We start from the raw sequence: 20,783 nt of genomic DNA, 5'->3' as shown, positions 1-20,783 counted from the left end.
AATGTTCAGCGGATGCGATTTCGCCCGACCCGCACCGGCTCGGCGGGGGCAGCGAAGATCGTTCCGGCCGCGACCTTGTCTCCTCGCAGGACCAGCACCACGCGGTCGGCGGTCTCAATGGTGAAGTCTCCGGGCGGGTGCGGGAAGACAGCGCCGTTGGGGCGGTCGATCTGCACGACGAAAAACGCCCCGCCGCCGCGCGTTTCGGCCTCGGCCACGGTCCTCCCGGTCAACGCGCCGCCCGGTGCGGCGGTGGCGACTTCGATCTCGAGCCCGAACTCTTCGAGGTTGCGGCGCAGCTCCTGCAGACGGGGCGAACCGTCGAGCAGGCGGTCGGTATGCGGGTAGAGGATCTGTTCGGCGATGTGCTCGGCGCCGATATGGGTGGGCATGACCACCTTGCTCGCCCCGGCGTGGATCAGCTTGTTCTCGGTCGTCGGCGCCTCGCCGCGGGCGATGATCTCGACGCCGGCGTTGAGGCTGCGCGCGGAGAGGGTAATGAAGACGTTGGCGGCATCGTTGGGCAGCACGCTGGCGAGCACCCGGGCGCGGTCGATGCCGGCTTCCTTCAGCGCTTCTTCCTCGGCGGCGTCGGCCTGGATGGCGAGGTAGCCGAGCGTGCGCGCTTCGGCGACCTTGTCAGCGTCGCGCTCGATGACGACGAACGGGCTCTTCGCCGCGTGCAGTTGCGCAGCGAGCTGGCGGCCGATCCGGCCGAGCCCGCAGATGATGGTGTGGCCGGCCAGTCTCTCGATTTCGTGATGCATGCGATTCAATCCCAGAAGGCGGGTGACCTGGTAGTGGGCGAAGGCCTGGACCAGCGCACCGGTGAGCACGATCATGCCGGTGCAGCCGAGGATGATCGTGCCGATGTCGAGCAACCTCAGCCACGGCGTATCGAGCGGGTGGACTTCGCCGTAGCCGACCGAAAAGATTGTCAGCGTGACCATGTAGAACGCATCCGACACGGTCCACCCGGCGGCTACGAAGCCGAGCGTGGCGATGAACCAGACGGTGATGACGAAGGTCAGCGCGGCGGCAAGGTTGCGCAGCGGCGAACCGAGCGCACCTTCGAACAGTTGCTCTGCAGCAGCTTCCGCCCTGTCCATTTGCGAACGTGCCCCCTGGCGCCGGTTCCGGGCGAGACTGTGCTATGCCGTGCCGCGCTTGTCGAGCGGCTAGCGCGTGATCCAGCTCCTGGCCTCGTCGAGTGCGTTGAGTCCGAACACCTCGATCTCCAGCGGTATGACCGGGGAGAACAGCCGCGATGCCTTGGCCACCCAGCCAATGTCGGTGACCAGGGCAACACGGGTAAAGGTGTTCCAGTGGCTGAGCCCCAGGCGCATGTCGGCCCAGGCTGCGTCGCCGGTGTAGGTCGCATATTCCTCGCCCAGCACGATCAGGCACTTCAGCTTCTCATGGGTCCTGAGCCGCTCCTCGATAAGCGGCACCAGGGTGTCGCGATAGTCGTCGCCGGTGATCACGCCGACCGCGCGCAGGGCGATAACGTCGCCGGGAAAGCCGTCGATTTCCTCGAAGTGACCAGGGTCGTCGGTCTCGGCGCGTGCCCAGCTCTGCGCCTCGGCAAGCTTGGCGGCGGGGAAGCGCCTGATCCGGGCGGCGACGAAGTGGTCGGCGATCTCGGGGGCAAATGCGAGCAGCGGGGAGTCGCCGACGATGGCGACCTTGCGCACCACCTTCTGGTGGACCTGCACGAAGTGAAAGTGGCGCGCCAGCGCACCGACACTGTCCCAGTGCGGCAGGCTGTCCACCCGGATCACGAGGTTCGGAACCTTGTCGGTCTCATGGATGCGCGCATCGATGGTCTTGGCGAGATTGTCGAAGTCCTCCTCGCTCAGCCGGCCCTTGGGCCGCAACGTCACGATATCGGGATCCGACAGGTCGATTTCGATCATCGCCCGTTCCTTTCAGCTCTCTCCAAGCCCAGCGGGATATTACGCATCGCTCGTCGGCACTGTCAAAGAACGCGCAACGTGCCGGGCGCGCCACCGGCACGTCCTGTCGGGCACTTACCTCGCGCCGAGATGGAAACATGGTCTGGAGTCAGTAGGTTTGCGTCTCGGCCGGTGGAACGTGCCTGATCACGGCGTCGCCCTGTGCCGCCTCCACCGCATCGTCGACCGCGGCCTCGGCCCTCTCGGCCGCGACTTCTATACTGGTGCCGACCTGGACTGTAACCTCCGCCTCGCCAGAGTTCGCGGCGGGCGGCCCGGATGTATCGGCATGTTCCACCGCCTCCTGAGGTGGAATGGCCTCGGCGCTGTAATCGAGGTCCGGGCGATAGCTGACCGCTCGCGGTGTCAGGTCCTGAGGTCCGGATTCGTATATCGGCCGGTAGGGTTCGATGCGGCTGCCATGCTCGACGACCGATTGTGGCCAGGGCTGCTCCCGGTGGAACTGCATCTCCGGTTGCGAGGCCTTTCCTCCGGCGAGACCAAGCAGCATTCCGGCGGGAACGACCGCGGCGAAGGCGTAGAGGGGCTTGATCACGTGCGACTCCCTTTGCCCCGTCTGCAGGTCAAATGCGTACCGCCAAGCGTGGTTCCGATTGCCCCTCTTTGCGAAGCGCCCCGGGCATCCTAGGTACCGGCCATGACCCAGCTCAGATTATTCGCAATCCTCGTCCCCGCCGTCTTGCTCGCCGCTTGCGGCGGATCGGATGCTGCCAACGAAAGCACGGCAGCGGCAGGGAGTACAGCGCCGGGCGATCTCGGCGACAATGCACCTTATGACGGCATCGCCGCCGACGAGACGGTCAAGTTCACCGGGACGGAGCCGTTCTGGGGCGGCGAGGTGACCGGCGATACGCTGACCTACACGACGCCTGAGGACCCGGAGGGCGCGACGATCGCCGTCCAGCGCTTCGGTGGCCGCGGCGGCCTCTCGTACTCCGGCGAGTACAAGGCCATGCCGTTCACGCTCGGCATCACGCCGGGCGATTGCAGCGACGGGATGAGCGACCGGACCTACCCCTTCAACGCCACGATGGAGGTTGAGGGCCAGATTCGTACCGGCTGCGCCTATACGGCCAAACGGTCGCCTTCCGGAGCGCAGGAGCAGTGAGTACGGCTCTCGGCGTGCGCCAGCCCGCCCTCTTCATTCCCCACGGTGGTGGTCCGTGGCCGTGGATGCGCGAGATGCGTCCGATGTGGCGCGGGCTCGAAGCCTACCTCGAACGCCTGCCGGAAACCCTGCCTGAGCCGCCGCGGGCGATCCTGATCGTCTCGGGCCACTGGGAAGCGCCGGCCTTCACTGTCACGGTGGGGGAAGCGCATCCGGGACTGCTCTACGATTACTACGGCTTTCCGCCGAACACCTACCAGATCCAGTGGCCCGCGCCTGGCGCGCCGTGGCTGGCGGAGCGAACCGAAAGCCTTCTGAGCGAAGCGGGCCTACCGACCGCTCGCGAGACGCTGCGTGGATTCGATCACGGGGTATTCGTGCCGCTGGCGGTCGCCTGGCCCGAAGCTAACGTGCCGGTCGTCCAGCTGAGCCTGCACCATTCGCTCGATCCCGCGCTGCACCTTGCAGCCGGGCGCGCGCTGGCGCCGTTGCGCGACGAGGGTGTGCTGGTGCTCGGCTCGGGCATGAGCTTTCACAACCTGCGCGCCTACGGCAATCCGGGGGTCACTGCGCCGGCAGCCGAGTTCGATCGGTGGCTGGTCGACGCCGCAGCGCATGGCGGGGGCGGGCGCAGCGACCTGCTATCCCACTGGCAGCAGGCGCCCTACGCCCAGCTATGCCATCCCCGCTCCGAACACCTGCTTCCGATGATGGTCGCCGCGGGGGCTTCGGAAGAACCGGGCACGCACGATTTCGGCGAGGAAGTGCTGGCCGCGGCGGTTTCGGGCTTCCGCTTCGCCTAGCGGACCCCGGCGCGCTCAAGTTCCGGGCCGAGCCGCCCAGTCAGCCACAGCCACCACATGCGGAAGTCCGCCATCAGGCTCCACAAGGGGTAGGTGAACGTCGCCGGGCGGTTCTTCTCGACGCCGAAGTGCCCGACCCAGGCGAAGAAGTAGCCCGCGACGGGGAGCGCTACGAGCCACCACAGGTGCATGGTGAAGAGCGCAAAGAGCGTCAGCAGGACCACCAGCGTCGTCCCGACATAGTGCAGCGCGCGGGTTTGCGGGCGCGAGTGCTCGCTGAGGTAGAACGGCCAGAATGCCGTAAAGCTGGTGTATTCGCGTCCCATTGGCCCGGATGCTGCATCTCGTGGACGGCATAGTCAATCGCGCGACGGCGGGGCGGAAATGTCCCGCTTGGGGACAGGCGGATAACCCGGCCGGCGCGGGTTATTTTCCGTTTACCTTGCGAAGAGTAATTGCCCGCGCATGCACCAGCATGCCTTCACCGAGAGCGCGCTCGCCGACTTCGCTTCGGCCTATCCGCTCGCCCCGCAGCACCTGACCCACACCATCGCGCAGCACCCGCTGCTCGAACTCGACGCGCTCGTCGGCCTTGCCGAACGGCTTCGTCCCGAAACACTCGAACACAACGCCGCGGTCGACCTGAAGATGGGCATCCGAAACGACGAGACGCCGTCCAATGGCCTCGGCGTGCGCGAGACGATCGAGCGGATCGGAGAATGCGGATCGTGGGTGCTGCTAAAGTACATCGAGCAGGACCCGGCCTACGCCCAACTGATGCGCGACGTGCTGTCGGAAATCGAACCGCTGGTCGCGCCCAAGACCGGCGAGATGTTCCGTTTCGAGGGCTTCATCTTCGTCTCCAGCCCAAACGCCGTGACGCCGCTTCACTTCGATCCGGAATACAATATCCTGTTCCAGGCGCGCGGCTCCAAGACGATGACGATCTTCCCGACCGCCGATCCGGACATCATCGGCGACCCGTTCTTCGAACAGTACTTCGCCGGCGGCCCGCGCAACTTGCCGTGGCAGGACGACTGGGCGGTTCGCGGCAAGCCGATCTCGATCAGGCCGGGCGAGGCGATCTATGTTCCGATCCTCGCCCCCCACCACGTCGTGGTGCACGACGAGGTCTCGGTTTCGCTGTCGATCACCTGGCGTAGCGAATGGAGCTGCCATCACGCCGACGCTTGCCGCTTCAACCGCCGTCTGCGCCAGATCGGACTGCGCCCCGCCTCTCCGCGGCTCTACCCGCAGGGCAACCGGGCGAAATCGTACTCGCACCGTGCGCTGAGCAAGCTCGAACGGATGATCGGCGCTGCCTGAGGAACCGCCGCGGCGGCCAAGCGTCGGGACGGCATGATTCATCAGAAGACTTTCGCCCTGGCAGCGCTACTGGCCCTCGCATCCTGCGGGCCGGAGAAATCGGCCGAGCAACCAGCCGCCAGCCCGAGCGGCCAACCCACTCCGGCGACGGATGTTTCATCGCCCGAACCGCAACCGACGGTCGAACCGGTCGCCGTCGAAGGCCGCGACCTGATTCTCGAGCAGTGGGCCAAGGCGGAGAACAAGGACAAGTGCGCCCCGGTCGGCTTCGTGCCGGGCGAGGGCAGCGATGGAGTACCGCGGGTCGCCGATTTCTCCGGAGGCTGGTCGGTGGCCTTCGACCTTCCCGGCCGCCGAAGCGCATACGGCATCGCGGGGACCGGTCTGATTCCGGATGACGCCCTCGATGCCGAAACGCAGCGCTCGCGGTTGCAAGTCCAATGGCCCTACTTCCAGGACCTCGGCCAACTGCGGCAGCCGGCCTTCGCCGGTTACGGCATGGAAGGTGCGGCGGCCTATCCCGAGGGCAATCCCGGCGGGCACGGGGTCGACTCGCTCGCCTACGTGCGCATCGAGGGGCAGGAATGTACATATAATGTCTGGAGCAAGCTCGGACGTGGCCATCTCGAACGCATGCTCGCCGACCTGCGGATGATCGAGCCGGGCTGAATCCCTGCATCTCGCCTGCGTCGCCCTGTGGTGAACGGAGGATAACTTGGGCCACCCCCAGTTGCGATGCACGCCGAGCGTGCCTAGGCTCATCCGTAAATCAGGAGAAATCATGACTTCGGACGTACCCGAGTGGCTGGAAGATATTTTCGAAGACCCGCACGACGGGCACGCGCGGCTGGCGGTCGCCCGCCTGGCCCGTGAAGGGTTGATCGGGAAGGGCGGCTTTTCGCTCAAGTCGCCGGCCTTCAAGAACGGCGAGGAACTCGACCCCTGCTTCACCGCCGACGAGGAAGACGCCGTCGCCCCGCCGCTCGAATGGACCGCGCCGCCCGCGGGCGCACAGGAACTAGTGCTGATCGTCGAGGACCCCGATGCGCCGGGTGCGGAGACCGCCTGTCACTGGCTCGTCTGGGGCCTGCGCGCCCAGCAGGGCAAGCTGCTCGAAGGCGAGACCCCGCCGCGCGTCGGCAAGAACTCGCACCAGAATTCCGAATGGTTGCTGCCCAACGTGCCCGAAGGCGACACCGAGCACGAGTACGTGTTCCAGCTTTTCGCTCTCGATACCGGCGTTCCGCTGATGCCCGGTGCCTCGCGAGTCGACCTGATGATCGAGATGAAGGATCACGTCGTCGCGGCCGCAGTCCTTACGGCAAAATACCAAGCTCAAGAAAATGGGGAAGAATGGGGGAGCCAATGGGACGATACGGATGAAATGGACTAAGCAACCACCACCGAATCATAACCTGAAAGGATAGGCCGATGGCCAAGAACAACGCACTTCAGAAGCCCGTAACCCTGTCGCCGCAGCTCGAGGCTGTCATCGGCAAAGGTCCGATGACCCGCGCCCAGGTGACGAGCAAGGTTTGGGAACACATCAAGAAGAACGGTCTGCAGGACAGCACCGACAAGCGCATGATCAATCCCGACGCCGCTCTCGGCGCGGTGATCGGCACTGGCCAGATCTCGATGTTCAAGATGACGGCTGCGGTCTCCAAGCACCTCAGCTAAGCGGGAGAGCGAGGCGCAAGGCCTCGCGACCGGATCAAAGGGACGGGCGGGGATGCGGCTGGCATCTCCGCCCGTTCTCTTTTTTCGGATATACGAAGTTTTCGCGCACGCGGAAAATTGACTTGTCGCAATGCGACCCCACGTGGCATCATATAGATAAAGCTGCAGGCCGGTTTACGGCTCCGCACTGCATCGAGAGGTCACTGTCATGGCAACCATCGTCGGCGGCGTCGCCACGTCGCACACTCCCACCATCGCCTTCGCCAAGGACGCGAAAAAGTTCGACGATCCGGTGTGGAAGCCGATCTTCGAAGGCTATGAGCCGGTGCAGGAGTGGTTCCGCGAGAAGCAGCCCGACGTGCTGGTCTATATCTACAACGATCACATGACCTCGTTCTTCGACCATTACAGCCACTTCGCGCTGGGTGTGGGCGAGGAATTCAAGGCGGCCGATGAAGGTGGCGGCCCGCGCGACATCCCGGCGATCAAGGGCGATCCGAAGTTCGCTGAGCATGTCGCCCGGGTCATGGTCGCCAACGAATTCGACCTGTCCTATTTCCAGGGCAAGGGCCTCGACCACGGCGCCTTCAGTCCGCTTTCGGTCATGGTCGACTACAACGAGCAGGACGGATGGGCCTGCAAGCTGCTGCCGATCGTTTGCGGCGTGCTGACCGTGCCGCTGCCGAGCGCGCGGCGTTTCTATAAGTTCGGCAAGAGCCTGCGCCAGGCGATCCTTTCGTACCCTGAAGACATCAAGGTTGCGATCGCCGGCACCGGCGGCCTCAGCCACCAGGTCCATGGCGAGGGCTGCGGCTTCAACAATCCCGAATGGGACATGGAGTTCATGGAGCGGCTCGAGAAGGATCCCGAAGGCCTGCTCGACATGACCGTGGCCGAACTGGCCAGGCTGGGCGGCTGGGAAGGCGCCGAGGTGGTCATGTGGCTGATGATGCGCGGTGCGCTCGCGGCCGAGGTCGAGTGCACGCACAAGACCTACTTCCTGCCCTCGATGTGTCCGATCGCGACGATGATCTTCGAGGAAAAGGGCCACGAAGGCCCGGTCGAAGACCCGGCCAGGACCCGCGAACGCGCCGATCACGACTATGTTGGCGCCGAGGAGATGGCGGGGACCTATCCCTTCACCATCGAACGCAGCGTCAAGGGCTTCCGCCTCAACCACTTCCTCCACTCGCTGACCGAGCCCGGCATGCGCAAGCTGTTCCGCGAGGACGAGGAAGCCGCCTACGTAAAGGGCGGGCTGACCGAAGAAGAGAAGGACCTTGTCCGCCGTCGCGACTGGATCGGCATGATCCACTACGGCGTGATCTTCTTCATGCTCGAAAAGCTCGGGGCTGTGACCGGCATCGGCAACATCGACATCTATGCCGCGATGAAGGGGATGACCGTCCCCGAATTCCAGAAGACCCGCAATGCGCAGATCAACTACGGCGTCGCCGGCAAGGAAGACTGATAGGCAGGGAATCCCGGCGCAATTGCGTCTGTGCCCGTCTATCGATCCTCGGCCGGAGGAAGCTCGTCGCTGTCTCTCGTTGGCCCGACGCTGATCGTAACCGTGCCGTCGGCAGACATTTCCACGCGGTAGTTTTCAAGGCCTGCCTCGCGGGCGATCTCGATTGCGCGCCTGAGTTCCGCGTCGCGACCTTCGGAATCGCCCATGGTTACAGTCGCGCCGGACTTCGGTTCTTCGGCTGCCAAAGCTTCCGCTTCGACGGTGTTCTTCGGATCGGCTGAAATCCACCGGCGCAACAAGTGCGCTTGGATTCGAAACGAAACCATTCAAGCCCCCAGTCGAGACTCGTTCGGCCAATGACCGTTCGAACCTCAATTGGCCGATCCGCACCGTTTTCCGGCGTCGCTCCAGCCACTCCCTTACCTCGATGCAGAGCATGCCCCGACCAAGGGTGACAGGCAAGTGGGCTCGGCGAGACAATTTACGACATTTTTGCATTTGAAGTCCGCCAGCCTGCCCGGTCTAGGGTCGGCCGGATAAACCATGTTGCTGACTCCGTGACATTACCTCCCGGCGAGAGGGGCGCCTCGGGGCGCGAAGACGCGGCAGCGCTTCGGCATGTCGACGGGTTGCAGCGCGCGCTGCAACGGCGAAACCGCGGCGACATCGCGGCGCACCTGTCGGGCCTCGTGTCGCTGCGCGCGCCGATGACGGACCAGTGGCTGGACCTTGCCCTGATGGCGGTCGACCTCGGCGAGCCGCGGCTCGCGCGCGATGCCGCGCATCTCTACCAGTCTCACTTCGGCGGCAGTCCCGCTGCCCTGATGAAAACGGTCGGCGTTCTTGCCCGCCTCGGCGCATACGACGAAGCGCTTGCCGTGCTGCGTTCGATCCCGCCCACCGAACCGGACCCGTTCTCCTATGCCATCACGCGCGGGGCCTCTGCGATCAACGTCGGGGAGGTCGATGAAGCGCGCGAATGGCTACGCAAGGCCATTGCCGAAAGACCGAATTCGGGATCGGCCTGGCACTCGATTTCGCAGGTTGCCGACTTTGCCCACGACGCTGAGCTCGCGGACAAGCTGATGTCTGCAGAGCCGGCTATGCAAGCCGCCCCGGGCAAGGACCGCGCCTTGTACTACTATGCGCTCAGCAAGGCCCGCGCCGATATCGGCGATCATGCCGGAGCCTTCGCCGTCGCCATGCGCGCAGCGACCGAGACGAAGGCACTCTTTCCCTATGACCGCCAGCTCGACTTCAACATCGCGAAAGACGCGGTGACCGGCTACAATTCCGGGCGGATCGCCGCGATGGCCGCGCAAGGCGGCGAGCCGACCGACCGGACGATTTTCGTCATGGGCCAGCCGCGCTCGGGCACGACTCTGGTCGAACAGATCCTGACCAGCCACAGCGAGGTTTGCGATGGAGGCGAGATCGATCTCCTGCGCCTGCTGGTGCACGAGGTCGGCGATGCCTCCTATCCGGCGCTTGAACGACTTGCTGTCAAGGACGGGCCGTCGTCGCTGGCCCGCTTGTGGTCGCACCTGGTCGGTGAGCGCTTTCCGCGGCCCGGCCGGATCGTCGACAAGACGACCGACGCCAGCCGCAAGCTCGGGCTGGCCGCCGCGGTGCTGCCCGAGGCACCGCTGATCTGGCTCAAGCGCGATCCGCTTGACTGCGCCTGGTCGTGCTTTCGCACCAGCTTCATGGGCGGCATTCGCTGGAGCAACGATCTCGGGGACATAGGCTACAATTTCCGCCTCGAAGACCGCCTTTTGGGCTTCTGGCAGGACGTGCTCGGCGACAGGCTGCTGGTTGTCCCCTTCGAGGGGCTGGCGACGAACCCCGACCTATGGGTGCGGACAATCCTGTCTCATTGCGCCCTGGCCGATGAGCCCGGACCCTATGCCCCGCACCAGAACGGCCGCGTGGTAACGACCGCGAGCGCGATGCAGGTCCGCGTTCCGATCAACCGGAAGGGTATCGGATCGGCGCAACCCTACCGATCGTTCCTCGAACCGTTCGAAGAGGCATACGCCGGCCTAATGACATAGACCGTCCCGGCATTATTCGCCCGGTTGCCACACCGGTGGGGCGAGGGTGAAGCCGGCGAATTCGAACGCCGGGGAGACCATGCACGAGACCAGCGTGAAGCCGTGCTCGCCGGGCAGCGGCTCGGCGGCCTGCCATTCGTGCGGCGGGATGACGTGCTGCGGGGCATCGCCGGCCAGCACGTCGGGTCCGAGACGGACTTCGTGCACCGGCCCGGCGTCGGTCTCGGCCAGCGAGAGCAACAGCGGGTCTCCGGCGTGCCAAAGCCAGGCCTCGGCGGCGTCGACCTTGTGCCAGTGGCTGCGCTCGTGGCTTTCGAGCAGGAAGTAGATTGCTGTTGCCGATGCTCGCTCGTCCTCGGCGGCATCGGCGCGCCAGGTCTCTCGGAACCAGCCGCCCTCAGGATGGGGAGTGAGCTTCAGCTTCTCGATCAGGTCACGCGCCGAGCCTGGTGAGATCTGCGATGCCTTCACTATCCACCTCCCATTGGTCCGCTCGCAGGCTGTCCATTGGCGGCGGCTTCGTCAACGTGCTTGCGGGCCTAGATTTCCGCGACCGTGACGCCCTTCCAGAACGCGATGCGGTCGCGGATCTCGTCCGCTGCGGGCTTGGGGTCGGGGTAATACCATGCGGCATCGGCATTGCGCGCCTCGCCGAGGTCGATCGAAAAGTAGTGCGCCGTTCCCTTCCACGGGCAAACCGTGGTCGTCGCACTGTCCGCCAGTAGAGCCATATCGACGTCGGCCCGCGGGAAGTAGTGATTGCCCTCGACCACCACGGTATCGTCGCTGCGGGCGATGACCTTGCCGTTCCAGCTCGCTTCGATAGTCATGCGGGTCTCCTTTGCGCTTGTCCGGCGAAAAACCTTGCGAAACTTCCGCTGGTTCCGGTTAGGGTGCCGTGCATGACGATCCGGACCGGCATCGGCGGGTGGAACTATGCCGACTGGCGCGGCGGGACGTTCTTTCCCAAGGGTCTCTCGCAGAAGCGCGAACTGGAATACGCCTCGCGTGCGGTCGCGGCAATCGAGGTCAACGGCACCTTCTACCGGCTGCAGAAGCCCGAGACGTTTCGAAGCTGGCGCGAGCAGGCGCCCGAAGGGTTCGTCTTCGCGCTCAAGGGATCGAACTACGTTACCAACCGCAAGGTCCTTGCCACGGCCGAGGAGGCGCTCGGCCGGTTTATGGCGCAGGGCATCGTCGAACTTGGAGACATGCTGGGTCCGATTTGCTGGCAGCTGCGCGCCACCAAGCAGTTCGATCCCGACGACCTTGCGGCATTCTTCGAGATGCTCCCGGCGAACTACGAAGGCGTGGCCCTGCGCCATGCCATCGAGGTCGGTCACGAGAGCTTCGCCTGTGACGAATTCGTCGAGCTGGCGCGCCGGCACGACATCGCCGTGGTCTATTCGGAAACGTCCAAGCGGACTCCCGTCGCCGAACGGACGGCGGACTTCGCCTACCTGCGCATGCAGGGAATGAGCCCGGACTGCCCGACCGGCTACCCACCCGAGGACCTCGAGCGGCTGAAGCGCCTGTGCGAAGGCTGGGCGGACGGCGATGTCTTCGCCTTCATGATCAACGGCGCCAAGGAACGCGCCCCGGCCGCCGCGATGGCGCTCGCCGACTTGCTGAAAGGACGACGATGAAGCGCTTGATCCTGCCTCTTGCAGTTCTTCTTACCTCTGTTCCGCTTGCCGCCCAGACGCCTGAACAGACGGCCGAGGCAGCATTGCGCGAGGCGCCGGTGTGGGACGGGCACAACGACGTGCCCGAGGGGCTGCGCAACCGGCGCGGGAACGTGCTGGCCGGGTTCGACTTCAACGACACCACGCACGAGCCGGACCCGCGCACCGGCGGGACCAGCGCGATGAACACGGACTTCAAGCGCATGGCGCAGGGACACCTCGGCGCGCAGTTCTGGTCGATCTACGTGTCGGCCGACCTGGCGGAGCCACAGGCGGTGCTCGAAACGCTCGAACAGATCGACGTGCTCAAGCGGCTGGTGGCGAAGTATCCGGACCGGATGATGCTGGCGACCTCGTCCGCCGATGTCGCGGCGGCATTCAGACAGGGCAAGGTCGCCTCGCTGATGGGCATCGAGGGCGGGCACTCGATCGGCTCGAGCCTCGGCGCGCTGCGGCAGATGTACGCGCTCGGCGCGCGCTACATGACGCTGACGCACTACAAGAACACGCCATGGGCCGACAGCGCCGACGACAAGCCCGTCCATGGCGGGCTGACCGATTTCGGGCGCGACGTGGTGCGCGAGATGAACCGGCTCGGGATGGTCGTCGACCTCTCGCACGTCAGCGCCGACACCATGCGCGATGCGCTGGAAGTGGCGCGGGCGCCGGTCATGTTCAGCCACTCCAACACCGCCGCCCTGACCGACGAATCGCGCAACGTCCCGGACGACGTGCTGGCAACGCTCAAGGACAACGGCGGTATCGTCATGGTCACCGGGGTGGCCGATTTCATCAGCGAAGGGCGCCGCTCATGGCTCGCCGAGCAGGCGGCGGAGAAGGCGCGGCTCGAATGGCTGTGGCAGGGCCAGCCGGGCAAGGTTGCAGAGAGGCTGCAGGTCTGGCTCAAGGACCATCCCCCGGTGGCGGTCACCGTCTCGGAGCTGGCCGACCACGTCGACCATATCCGCGCGGTGGCCGGGATCGACCACATCGGCGTCGGCGGCGACTACGACGGGTGGTACGCCTTCCCGGTCGGGATGGAGGACGTCTCGGGCTATCCCAAGCTCTTCGCCGAACTCGCGCGGCGCGGCTACTCGAAGGCCGACCTCGAAAAGATTTCGAGCGGCAACATGATGCGGGTGATGAAGGCGGTGGAAGCCTATGCCGCCGCGCATCGCGGCGATCCGCCGATCGAGCGGCCGGTCAAGTAGGCGGGATCGTAGCCCCTCCGACCCGTCAGTTCGTGTTGTAAGCCCCGAAGATCCAGATCGCCGAGAGCAGCACTATTGCCGCCAGCAGGCTGATCGCGAGGACCCAGCGAACGATATTGGGCGACGTGGCGCCGCGGGCCTCGTCGGTTTCGAAATGGGCTTCTTCGCCTTCCTTGCGCATGTCACTCTCCCGGCCGTGCCGGATCCCCGGCAGACGCCGAAAATCAACGGACGCACGGGGGAATCGTTCCGCCGGGAAGTCAGTCGCGCAGCAGCTCGTTGATCCCGGTCTTGGCGCGGGTCTGGGCGTCGACCGTCTTGACGATGACGGCGCAGTACAGCGAGGGGCCGGGGCTGCCGTCGGGCAGCGGCTTTCCGGGCATCGCGCCCGGCACGACCACGGCATAGGGCGGGACCGCGCCGACATGGATTTCGCCGGTCGCGCGGTTGACGATCTTGGTCGAAGCGCCGAGGTAGATGCCCATCGATAGCACCGCACCCTGTCCGACGCGCACGCCCTCGGCCACTTCCGAACGCGCACCGATGAAGGCGCCGTCCTCGATCACCACCGGTCCGGCCTGCAGCGGTTCGAGCACGCCGCCGATGCCGGCGCCGCCCGAAATGTGCACGTTCTTGCCGATCTGCGCGCACGAGCCGACCGTGGCCCAGGTATCGACCATCGTGCCTTCATCGACGTAGGCGCCGATGTTGACGAAGCTCGGCATCAGGACGACGCCCTTGCCGATGAAGCTGCCGCGCCGGGCGACCGCGCCGGGAACGACGCGGAATCCGGCCTCGCGGAATCGGTTCTCGCCCCAGCCGGCGAACTTGTTCGGAACCTTGTCATAGGCCGCGGCACCGGCCGCCGCGTGCTCCATCACCATGTTGTCGTTGAGCCGGAAGGACAGCAGCACCGCCTTCTTGAGCCACTGGTTGACCTTCCAGCCGCCGGCACCGTCCGGTTCGGCGACGCGGGCCTGGCCGCTGTCGAGCAGTTCGAGCGCCGCCTCGACCGCCTCGCGCACGTCGTCGCTGCCCGGCGTTACGGAGGCGCGTGCCTCCCATGCTGCCTCAATGACGGCTTCAAGCGCTTCGGACATTGAACGTTCCTTGTAATCGTGTGCTTTTTGTAACAGCTTTCAGGCGCACCGAATTAACCGCCTGTTCAAGCGGACTGACGTATTGCCGGTAACCTTGGTATCGTGTCGGAGCAAGGCAGGCGGTCCCAAGAATTGTGATGGGGGGACCAATGGGAATTCACAGCGCCGGCCACCGAGGCGTAGACTGAAAGTTGCACATGTCGGGTTTGATCAGCTTCCGCCGCAGCCTGAGTCTCGGCATGGCCATGGGGGCGGTTGCGATGCTCGCGGCGTGTGGTGGCGGCGGTGGTGTTCACAGCACTCCTGCCCCGACGCCAGCACCATCTCCGTCGCCGACACCTTCACCGACACCGGTACCGACTCCCACGCCGACTCCGACTCCGGGTGCCAGTCCCACGCCAGCTCCGGTGCCGTCACGGTTCAACACCACCGAATTTCGCGAATCGGACGGCCCGTTGCAGCACAACGCCGCCACCGCGTGGAACCTCGGCTGGAACGGGCAGGGGGTCAGCATCGCCATCGTCGACACAGGGATCGACGTGGATAGTCCGGAGTTCGCGGGACGCATTTCTCCCAGGTCGCGTGACATGTTCGATGCCAGCAGCGGCCGCGGGCTCAATGCGACCGACGATCACGGCACCAACGTGGCCATGGTCGCCGCGGCTGCGCGCGACAACACCGGTATGCTCGGCATCGCCTGGAACGCCACGATCCTCGCGCTCCGCGCCGATAATGTTGGAACCTGTTTGTCCGACGATCCCAATTCGGACGACGATTGCGCCTTCGACGACGATACCGTCGCCGATGCGATAAACTATGCTGTCGCCAACGGGGCCAAGGTCATCAACCTGTCGCTCGGCGGTGGGCCGCCGAACAACCTGCTGAAGAATTCCGTCCGCGACGCGGTGGCCTCAGGTGCAGTGGTCGTCGTCGCCGCCGGCAATGATGGTTCTGCCCAGATCGATTCCTTTGCCGCGAGCCTCGATATCGCCGGGAGCGGTGGGGTAATCGTCGCCGGTTCGGTCGACGTGAACGGGGTGATTTCCGATTTCAGCGACCGCGCCGGCTCGCAGCCTGATCATTTCCTGGCGGCGCGCGGCGAAACGATCTGCTGCGTTTACGACAACGGCACTCTCTACGTCGACGACGAGGGCTATGCCTACCTGTTCTCCGGCACGAGCTACTCCGCCCCGCAGATTGCCGGAGCGGCGGCCTTGTTGGCGCAGGCGTTCCCCGCGCTGACCGGCAAGGAGATCGTCGATATCCTCTTGCGGTCTGCCTTCGACGCCGGCGATGCCGGGGCCGACAGCATCTACGGCCGCGGCATCCTCGATATCGCCAAGGCGTTCCAGCCGATCGGCACGACGAGCCTGGCGGGCGGGACCACGCCGATTGCGCTGGCCGACACAAGCGGATCCACCTCGCCGGCGATGGGCGACGCGGTGGTGGCGGCCAGGCTGCAGTCGGTCGTGCTCGACGAATACCGCCGCGCCTTCGGGGTCGATCTTGCCGGGACGCTGGCCGCCGCGCGGCCGCGCGAGCCGCTTCACGGCGCGGTCGGCGTGCAACGGCGCAGCGTGTCGGGCGTTAGCGAGCAGCTGAGCGTGGCCTTCAGCATCGATGCCCGTGGCAAGGCCGGAGAGGCACCGCGCATCCGCCAGCTCAGCCTCGCCGGCGAGGACGCCGAAACCGCGCGCGTCCTCGCCGGACAGGTGGCGCTGAAGATTTCGCCGAAAACGCAGGTCGGCTTCGCCTTCTCGCAAGGGCGCGACGGGCTCGTCGCGCACCTGCAGGGGCAGCAGCGGCCCGCCTTCCTTATCGCCGGCGACGCGGCGGACGATTCCGGTCTCTACCAGTCGGTCGATACCGCGCTGGCGCTGCGCCGGCAGTTCGGCGCGTGGGGCCTGACAGTCAGCGCCGACCGCGGCGATGCCCTGTCGGCGAGCTTCGTCCGCCTTGCCTCCGAGCAGCACGGCCAGCGCTATCGCGGCCGGGTGCACGATTTCGGCCTCGCGCTCGACCGCCGCTTCGGCGCGCTCGACACCGCGCTCGGCCTGACCTGGATGCGCGAGGACGAGACCCTGCTCGGGGCCAAGTTCCACGACGCCTTCGGGCTCACCGGGGCCGAAACCCTGTTCCTCGACGCGCAGGCCGGCTGGTCGTTCGCCGACGGCTGGCGGCTCGGCGGCGCGCTGCGGCAGGGCTGGACCCGGGCGCACGTTTCGGGTGCCGTCGCGGGCGGCTCGAAGCTGGCCAGCCGGGCCTGGTCGCTCGACCTGGTGCGGGCCGGGGTGTTCGCGGGTAGCGATACGCTGGGCTTGCGGCTTTCGCAGCCGATGCGGGTCGAAAACGGCGGGCTCAACCTCTCGCTGCCGGTTGACTACAGCTACGAGACGTTGAGCCCGACCTATGGCATCCATGCGCTCTCGCTCACCCCGCAGGGGCGCGAGCTGACCGGCGAGCTGGCATGGTCGGGACCGTTCCTCAGCGGGTTCGGATCGGCGAGCCTGTTCTACCGCCGCCAGCCGGGGCACTTCGCCAGCCTGCCCGACGACAAGGGCGTCGCGCTGAGCTGGTCGTCGAAGTTCTGATCAGCGCGTTAGGTCGCGGACGAAGTCGATCAGCCCGGTCTGCCGCGTGCGTTCCATGCGCTCGGCATCGAGGATCTCGCGCACCTTGGTGAAGCAGGTGTCCTTGTCGTCGTTGATCACGACGTACTCGTATTCTGCCCAATGGCTGATTTCGTCGCGGGCCCGCGCCATGCGGCTCTCGATCACCTCGGCGCTGTCGGTGGCGCGGCCTGACAGGCGGCGGTGCAGCTCCTCGAGGCTGGGCGGCAGGATGAAGACACTGACCACGTCCTGCCGGTCCTTCTGGTAAAGCTGCTGGGTGCCCTGCCAGTCGATGTCGAAGAGGAAATCCTTCCCTTCCTTCAGCGCTGCGCGGATCTGCCCCTTGGGCGTGCCGTAGCGGTGCCCAAAGACCTGGGCCCATTCGTAGAACCCGTCTTCCTCGATCATCCGGTCGAATTCGGCGTCGCTCAGGAAGTGGTAGTCGACCCCGTCGGTCTCGCCCGGGCGCATGGGCCGGGTGGTGGCGGAAACCGACAGGCGGATGTCCGGATCGGCCTCGAGCAGCATGTGCGAGATCGTCGTCTTGCCCGCCCCCGAGGGCGAGGACAGGACGAACATCAGTCCGCGGCGTTTGAGCGAAGGGGAACCGGCCATGCGCGCTGTTGCCGCAAGCAGGACCGGTTAATCAACCCGTCAGTCGGCGTTTTCCGCCTGCTTGTTCAGCCGGCGCATGCCGCGGCGGCTGGATTTGCGCCGTCCCATGCTGCGGTCGATGACCGCCTTGCCGAACAGCACGCCGGCCACCGCCAGCGCGCCCGGAACCGAACGCGTCGCGATGCGCGCGACCGCCGCGGTCATCAGCGTATGCCCCATCGTCTTGCCCTCGACGATGTCGTGCGCCTGCTCGGCCGGGAACTTGAGTCGCAGCAGCCCCTTTTCCATCGTCTTGCGGAACAGGCGGCTCGACGCGCGCATGGCGATGTCGGCGATCAGGAGGTTGGTGGCGGCATTGGTGCTGGGGCCGGGGACCTTGGCGATGGCCTTCCTGGCGCCGCCCAGCGCCTTGCTGACCGTGCCCTTGTTCGAGACCCTGTCCCTGCTGCGCCTTGGCATTGCGCCCCCTGCTTGCACCGCCCCAAAGCGGAGCGGCTACTTCTTGCGGCCGAAATCGACCGTCACGACGTTCGATCCGTCTTCCGGCGGGGTCACGTCGGGCTTGCCGCCTTCCGGTGCATCGTTTTCTGCGTCTTCGTGCGCCGGCGGCGCAAGGTCGGAGGCAACCGCCTGGAACTGCAGCCCGAAATCGACCGCCGGGTCGACGAAGGCAGTAATCGCCGAGAACGGGATGTCGAGCTTGGCCGGGATCTGGTTGAACGACAGGCCGACCGTAAAGCCGTCCTCGTCGACATTGAGGTCCCAGAACTTGTTCTGCAGGACGATGGTCATCTCGTCGGGGAACCGCTCTTTCAGGTTCCGCGGGATCGAGACGCCGGGCGCCCCGGTCTTGAAGGTGATGTAGAAGTGGTGGTTGCCGGGCAGCTCGCCGCCGGTCGCCTGGACCTCGCCGAGCACGCGGCCCACCACGGCGCGGAGCGCTTCCTGCACGATTTCGTCGTACGGTATCAGGCTGTCTGGCGTGTCGTCGGCCATATCAGGCGCGTCGTGGCGAGACACAGGCTCGCGGTCAAGCGTGGAATGCTTGCCTGAGCGCTGATTCTGCCTATAGCGCGGCACATGCGCACCGGCCGCATCATGAGGGATACGACCGAAACCAGGATCCTCGTCGAGGTCAATCTCGACGGGACAGGCAGTTATGACGTTGCGACCGGGATCGGTTTTCTCGATCACATGGTCGAACAATTTTCACGACACTCGCTGATCGACGTGACGATGAAGGTCGAGGGCGACCTGCACGTCGACCAGCACCACACCACCGAGGACAGCGCCATCGTGCTCGGCCAGGCGCTGAGCGAGGCGCTCGGCGACAAGGGCGGGATCGGCCGCTACGGCAGCGCCTATTCGCCGATGGACGAGACGCTCGCGCGCGTCGCGCTCGACATCTCGGGCCGCCCGTACCTCGTCTGGAAGGCGCATTTCACACAGGAAAAGCTCGGCGAATGGGACACCGAGCTGATCGAGCACTGGTTCCACTCGGTGGCGCAGGCCGCCGGGATCACGCTGCACGTCCAGCTGCTCTACGGCACCAACAACCACCACGTCTGCGAGAGCATCTACAAGGGCTTCGCCCGGGCGATGCGCCAGGCGGTCGAACTCGACCCGAGGAAGGGCGGGGCGGTGCCCAGCACCAAGGGGCAGCTCGGGGGCTGACGCGCATGGCGGAAGCACTCGCCCTCATCGACTACGGCGCGGGCAACCTCCACTCGGTTCACAACGCGCTGAAGGCCGCGGGGGCGGAGCGAGTTGCCGTGACCGCCGATCCCGACCTCGTGCGCGGGGCCAAGCGGATCGTACTCCCCGGCGTCGGCAGCTTCCGGGCCTGCGCCAAGGGGCTGAAGGGCATCCCCGGCCTCGTCGAGGCGATGGAAGAACGGGTGCTCCAAAAGGGCGTCCCTTTCCTCGGCATCTGCGTCGGCATGCAGCTTATGGCGGACCGCGGGCTCGAACACGGCGTCACGCGCGGTCTCGGCTGGATTCCCGGGCAGGTCGAACTGATCGAGCGGACCGATCCGGCGATCAAGGTGCCGCACATGGGCTGGAACGACGTTTCGCCGATGCCGCACCATACCAGCAATCCTCGGGACGGCGCCGGACTGATCGAGGAAGGCGAGGCCTATTTCCTCCACTCCTATCACTTCGCCCCCGACAACGGCCGCGACATCGCGGCGATGACCGACCACGGTGGCGGCCTCGTCGCCGCGGTGGCGCGCGACAACCTGCTCGGCGTGCAGTTCCACCCCGAAAAGAGCCAGGCCTACGGGCTGGCGCTGCTTGAACGTTTTCTGGAGTGGCGCCCGTGATCGTTTTCCCCGCCATCGACCTCAAGGGCGGCCAGGTCGTGCGGCTGGCCGAAGGCGACATGGATCGCGCCACGATCTACGGCGACGACCCGGCGGCGCAGGCGATGATCTTTGCCGAGGCCGGGGCCGAACACCTCCACGTGGTCGACCTCGACGGCTCGTTCGCCGGCAAGGCCGAGAACCGCGAGGCGGTCGAAGCGATCGTGGCGGCCTTTCCGGGCTACGTCCAGCTCGGCGGCGGCATCCGCAACCGCGAAGCGGTCGAGGGCTGGTTCGACCTCGGCGTGGCGCGCGTGGTGATGGGCTCGGCCGCGCTCAAGGACCCCGAGTTCGTCAAGGACATGGCGCGCGAGTTCGAAGGCGGCATCGTCGTCGCCGTCGACGCGCGCGACGGGATGGTTGCAACCGAAGGCTGGGCCGACGTGTCCGACGTGCCGGTGGTCGACCTCGCCCGCCGCTTCGAGGATGCCGGGGTCGCCAGCCTCCTGTTCACCGACATCGGCCGCGACGGGCTGCTCAAGGGCGTCAACATCGACGCGACGCTCGACCTCGCGCGGCGGGTCGATATCCCGGTCATCGCCAGCGGCGGGGTCAAGGGGCTGGACGACATCCACGTTCTCGCGCTCAACGCCCGCGACGGGATCGAGGGCGTGATTACCGGGCGCGCGCTTTACGAGGGCAAGCTGGACCTGGCGGCGGCAATTGCGATGGCGGGGCGGGGATGACGGACTTCTGGCCTTGGCTGCACTTGCTCACCGCTGCGCTCCTCGGAGTAATGACTGCGAGGATACTGCGGCGTGGTCAGACGACATTTTTTC

Annotated in this window: 26 protein-coding genes; 14 read left to right on the top strand and 12 right to left on the bottom strand. The window is 66.0% G+C overall.

Annotated elements, in window-relative coordinates; translation table 11 throughout:
• Window positions 1-5: 5 nt before the first annotated feature.
• From GRI89_RS01525 to GRI89_RS01515, 3 genes are all read right to left on the bottom strand, one after another.
• Complete coding sequence (locus GRI89_RS01525; protein ID WP_159791512.1) at window positions 6-1,109, bottom strand: potassium channel family protein; 1,104 nt, start codon at window positions 1,107-1,109, stop codon at window positions 6-8.
• Window positions 1,110-1,178: 69 nt separating this feature from the next.
• On the bottom strand, window positions 1,179-1,916 hold the full coding sequence (locus GRI89_RS01520) for a SpoIIAA family protein (protein ID WP_159791511.1): 738 nt from the start codon (window positions 1,914-1,916) through the stop codon (window positions 1,179-1,181).
• A gap of 148 nt (window positions 1,917-2,064) precedes the next feature.
• The gene (locus GRI89_RS01515) at window positions 2,065-2,511 is read right to left on the bottom strand and encodes a hypothetical protein (RefSeq protein WP_159791510.1); all 447 of its coding nucleotides are present in this window, start codon (window positions 2,509-2,511) and stop codon (window positions 2,065-2,067) included.
• Between the two features lie 102 nt (window positions 2,512-2,613).
• Between GRI89_RS01515 and GRI89_RS01510 the strand changes: the two genes are divergently transcribed.
• Together GRI89_RS01510 and GRI89_RS01505 are read left to right on the top strand one after the other, a co-directional pair.
• Complete coding sequence (locus tag GRI89_RS01510) at window positions 2,614-3,084, top strand: COG3650 family protein (RefSeq protein WP_159791509.1); 471 nt, start codon at window positions 2,614-2,616, stop codon at window positions 3,082-3,084.
• Window positions 3,085-3,149: 65 nt separating this feature from the next.
• The gene (locus tag GRI89_RS01505; RefSeq protein WP_159791552.1) at window positions 3,150-3,887 is read left to right on the top strand and encodes a DODA-type extradiol aromatic ring-opening family dioxygenase; all 738 of its coding nucleotides are present in this window, start codon (window positions 3,150-3,152) and stop codon (window positions 3,885-3,887) included.
• Here the strand turns inward: GRI89_RS01505 and GRI89_RS01500 are convergent.
• Window positions 3,884-4,213: a DUF962 domain-containing protein gene (locus GRI89_RS01500; RefSeq protein WP_159791508.1), complete on the bottom strand. Its 330-nt coding sequence runs from the start codon at window positions 4,211-4,213 to the stop codon at window positions 3,884-3,886. The two genes, GRI89_RS01505 and GRI89_RS01500, sit on opposite strands and share 4 nt — an antisense overlap.
• Window positions 4,214-4,352: 139 nt before the next feature.
• Between GRI89_RS01500 and GRI89_RS01495 the strand changes: the two genes are divergently transcribed.
• The 5 genes from GRI89_RS01495 (at window position 4,353) to GRI89_RS01475 (ending at window position 8,364) form a co-directional block, all read left to right on the top strand.
• On the top strand, window positions 4,353-5,213 hold the full coding sequence (locus tag GRI89_RS01495) for a cupin-like domain-containing protein (protein ID WP_159791507.1): 861 nt from the start codon (window positions 4,353-4,355) through the stop codon (window positions 5,211-5,213).
• A gap of 33 nt (window positions 5,214-5,246) precedes the next feature.
• Window positions 5,247-5,882, top strand: coding sequence for a hypothetical protein (locus GRI89_RS01490; RefSeq protein ID WP_159791506.1), 636 nt, complete (start codon window positions 5,247-5,249; stop codon window positions 5,880-5,882).
• Between the two features lie 112 nt (window positions 5,883-5,994).
• Complete coding sequence (locus GRI89_RS01485; RefSeq protein WP_159791505.1) at window positions 5,995-6,606, top strand: YbhB/YbcL family Raf kinase inhibitor-like protein; 612 nt, start codon at window positions 5,995-5,997, stop codon at window positions 6,604-6,606.
• A gap of 38 nt (window positions 6,607-6,644) precedes the next feature.
• On the top strand, window positions 6,645-6,893 hold the full coding sequence (locus GRI89_RS01480; RefSeq protein WP_159791504.1) for an SWIB/MDM2 domain-containing protein: 249 nt from the start codon (window positions 6,645-6,647) through the stop codon (window positions 6,891-6,893).
• A gap of 208 nt (window positions 6,894-7,101) precedes the next feature.
• The gene (locus GRI89_RS01475) at window positions 7,102-8,364 is read left to right on the top strand and encodes a gallate dioxygenase (protein WP_159791503.1); all 1,263 of its coding nucleotides are present in this window, start codon (window positions 7,102-7,104) and stop codon (window positions 8,362-8,364) included.
• Window positions 8,365-8,402: 38 nt separating this feature from the next.
• On the opposite strand, the gene GRI89_RS01470 is transcribed toward GRI89_RS01475, so the two are convergent.
• Window positions 8,403-8,690, bottom strand: coding sequence for a hypothetical protein (locus GRI89_RS01470; RefSeq protein WP_159791502.1), 288 nt, complete (start codon window positions 8,688-8,690; stop codon window positions 8,403-8,405).
• 231 nt (window positions 8,691-8,921) lie between these two features.
• Here GRI89_RS01470 and GRI89_RS18215 point away from each other — a divergent pair, with 231 nt between their 5' ends.
• Complete coding sequence (locus GRI89_RS18215) at window positions 8,922-10,418, top strand: tetratricopeptide repeat-containing sulfotransferase family protein (RefSeq protein WP_159791501.1); 1,497 nt, start codon at window positions 8,922-8,924, stop codon at window positions 10,416-10,418.
• A gap of 12 nt (window positions 10,419-10,430) precedes the next feature.
• Here GRI89_RS18215 and GRI89_RS01460 read toward each other — a convergent pair whose 3' ends face one another.
• On the bottom strand, window positions 10,431-10,889 hold the full coding sequence (locus GRI89_RS01460) for a cupin domain-containing protein (protein ID WP_328598023.1): 459 nt from the start codon (window positions 10,887-10,889) through the stop codon (window positions 10,431-10,433).
• Between the two features lie 68 nt (window positions 10,890-10,957).
• A complete protein-coding gene (locus GRI89_RS01455; RefSeq protein WP_159791500.1) occupies window positions 10,958-11,248 on the bottom strand; it encodes a DUF427 domain-containing protein in 291 nt (96 codons plus the stop codon).
• A gap of 72 nt (window positions 11,249-11,320) precedes the next feature.
• Between GRI89_RS01455 and GRI89_RS01450 the strand changes: the two genes are divergently transcribed.
• Both GRI89_RS01450 and GRI89_RS01445 read left to right on the top strand, forming a co-directional pair.
• Window positions 11,321-12,064 carry a DUF72 domain-containing protein gene (locus tag GRI89_RS01450; RefSeq protein WP_159791499.1) on the top strand — a complete coding sequence of 248 codons (744 nt, stop codon included), beginning with the start codon at window positions 11,321-11,323 and terminating at the stop codon, window positions 12,062-12,064.
• Complete coding sequence (locus tag GRI89_RS01445) at window positions 12,061-13,314, top strand: dipeptidase (protein ID WP_159791498.1); 1,254 nt, start codon at window positions 12,061-12,063, stop codon at window positions 13,312-13,314. Before GRI89_RS01450 ends, GRI89_RS01445 begins: the two co-directional genes overlap by 4 nt.
• A 25-nt stretch (window positions 13,315-13,339) precedes the next feature.
• On the opposite strand, the gene GRI89_RS17750 is transcribed toward GRI89_RS01445, so the two are convergent.
• Both GRI89_RS17750 and dapD read right to left on the bottom strand, forming a co-directional pair.
• On the bottom strand, window positions 13,340-13,495 hold the full coding sequence (locus GRI89_RS17750) for a hypothetical protein (RefSeq protein WP_201290841.1): 156 nt from the start codon (window positions 13,493-13,495) through the stop codon (window positions 13,340-13,342).
• A 79-nt stretch (window positions 13,496-13,574) separates the two neighbouring features.
• Window positions 13,575-14,414: a 2,3,4,5-tetrahydropyridine-2,6-dicarboxylate N-succinyltransferase gene (gene dapD / locus GRI89_RS01440; RefSeq protein WP_159791497.1), complete on the bottom strand. Its 840-nt coding sequence runs from the start codon at window positions 14,412-14,414 to the stop codon at window positions 13,575-13,577.
• 407 nt (window positions 14,415-14,821) lie between these two features.
• On the opposite strand from dapD, the gene GRI89_RS01435 reads away from it, so the two are divergent.
• On the top strand, window positions 14,822-17,005 hold the full coding sequence (locus GRI89_RS01435; RefSeq protein ID WP_159791496.1) for a S8 family peptidase: 2,184 nt from the start codon (window positions 14,822-14,824) through the stop codon (window positions 17,003-17,005).
• Here the strand turns inward: GRI89_RS01435 and gmk are convergent, their stop codons facing one another.
• Genes gmk through GRI89_RS01420 form a run of 3 tightly spaced genes read right to left on the bottom strand, consistent with a single transcriptional unit; the run spans window position 17,006 to window position 18,637 of the window.
• A complete protein-coding gene (gene gmk / locus GRI89_RS01430; RefSeq protein WP_159791495.1) occupies window positions 17,006-17,641 on the bottom strand; it encodes a guanylate kinase in 636 nt (211 codons plus the stop codon).
• A 39-nt stretch (window positions 17,642-17,680) separates the two neighbouring features.
• Window positions 17,681-18,100: a hypothetical protein gene (locus tag GRI89_RS01425; protein WP_159791494.1), complete on the bottom strand. Its 420-nt coding sequence runs from the start codon at window positions 18,098-18,100 to the stop codon at window positions 17,681-17,683.
• 36 nt (window positions 18,101-18,136) lie between these two features.
• A complete protein-coding gene (locus tag GRI89_RS01420; RefSeq protein ID WP_159791493.1) occupies window positions 18,137-18,637 on the bottom strand; it encodes an SspB family protein in 501 nt (166 codons plus the stop codon).
• 84 nt (window positions 18,638-18,721) lie between these two features.
• Here GRI89_RS01420 and hisB point away from each other — a divergent pair, with 84 nt between their 5' ends.
• The 3 genes from hisB to hisA are packed head-to-tail and all read left to right on the top strand — an operon-like array spanning window position 18,722 to window position 20,690.
• Complete coding sequence (gene hisB, locus GRI89_RS01415) at window positions 18,722-19,315, top strand: imidazoleglycerol-phosphate dehydratase HisB (RefSeq protein WP_159791492.1); 594 nt, start codon at window positions 18,722-18,724, stop codon at window positions 19,313-19,315.
• Window positions 19,316-19,320: 5 nt separating this feature from the next.
• The gene (gene hisH / locus GRI89_RS01410; protein ID WP_159791491.1) at window positions 19,321-19,965 is read left to right on the top strand and encodes an imidazole glycerol phosphate synthase subunit HisH; all 645 of its coding nucleotides are present in this window, start codon (window positions 19,321-19,323) and stop codon (window positions 19,963-19,965) included.
• On the top strand, window positions 19,962-20,690 hold the full coding sequence (gene hisA / locus GRI89_RS01405; RefSeq protein WP_328598022.1) for a 1-(5-phosphoribosyl)-5-[(5-phosphoribosylamino)methylideneamino]imidazole-4-carboxamide isomerase: 729 nt from the start codon (window positions 19,962-19,964) through the stop codon (window positions 20,688-20,690). The genes hisH and hisA overlap by 4 nt, the downstream gene beginning before the upstream one ends.
• Window positions 20,691-20,783: the final 93 nt, after the last annotated feature.

Origin of the sequence: Croceibacterium salegens (genome assembly GCF_009827435.1) — a bacterium.
In the GTDB taxonomy this organism is placed as follows: domain Bacteria; phylum Pseudomonadota; class Alphaproteobacteria; order Sphingomonadales; family Sphingomonadaceae; genus Croceibacterium_B; species Croceibacterium_B salegens.
Note: the sequence above shows the minus strand (reverse complement) of the source record. Positions and strands in the feature narration are given on the sequence as shown.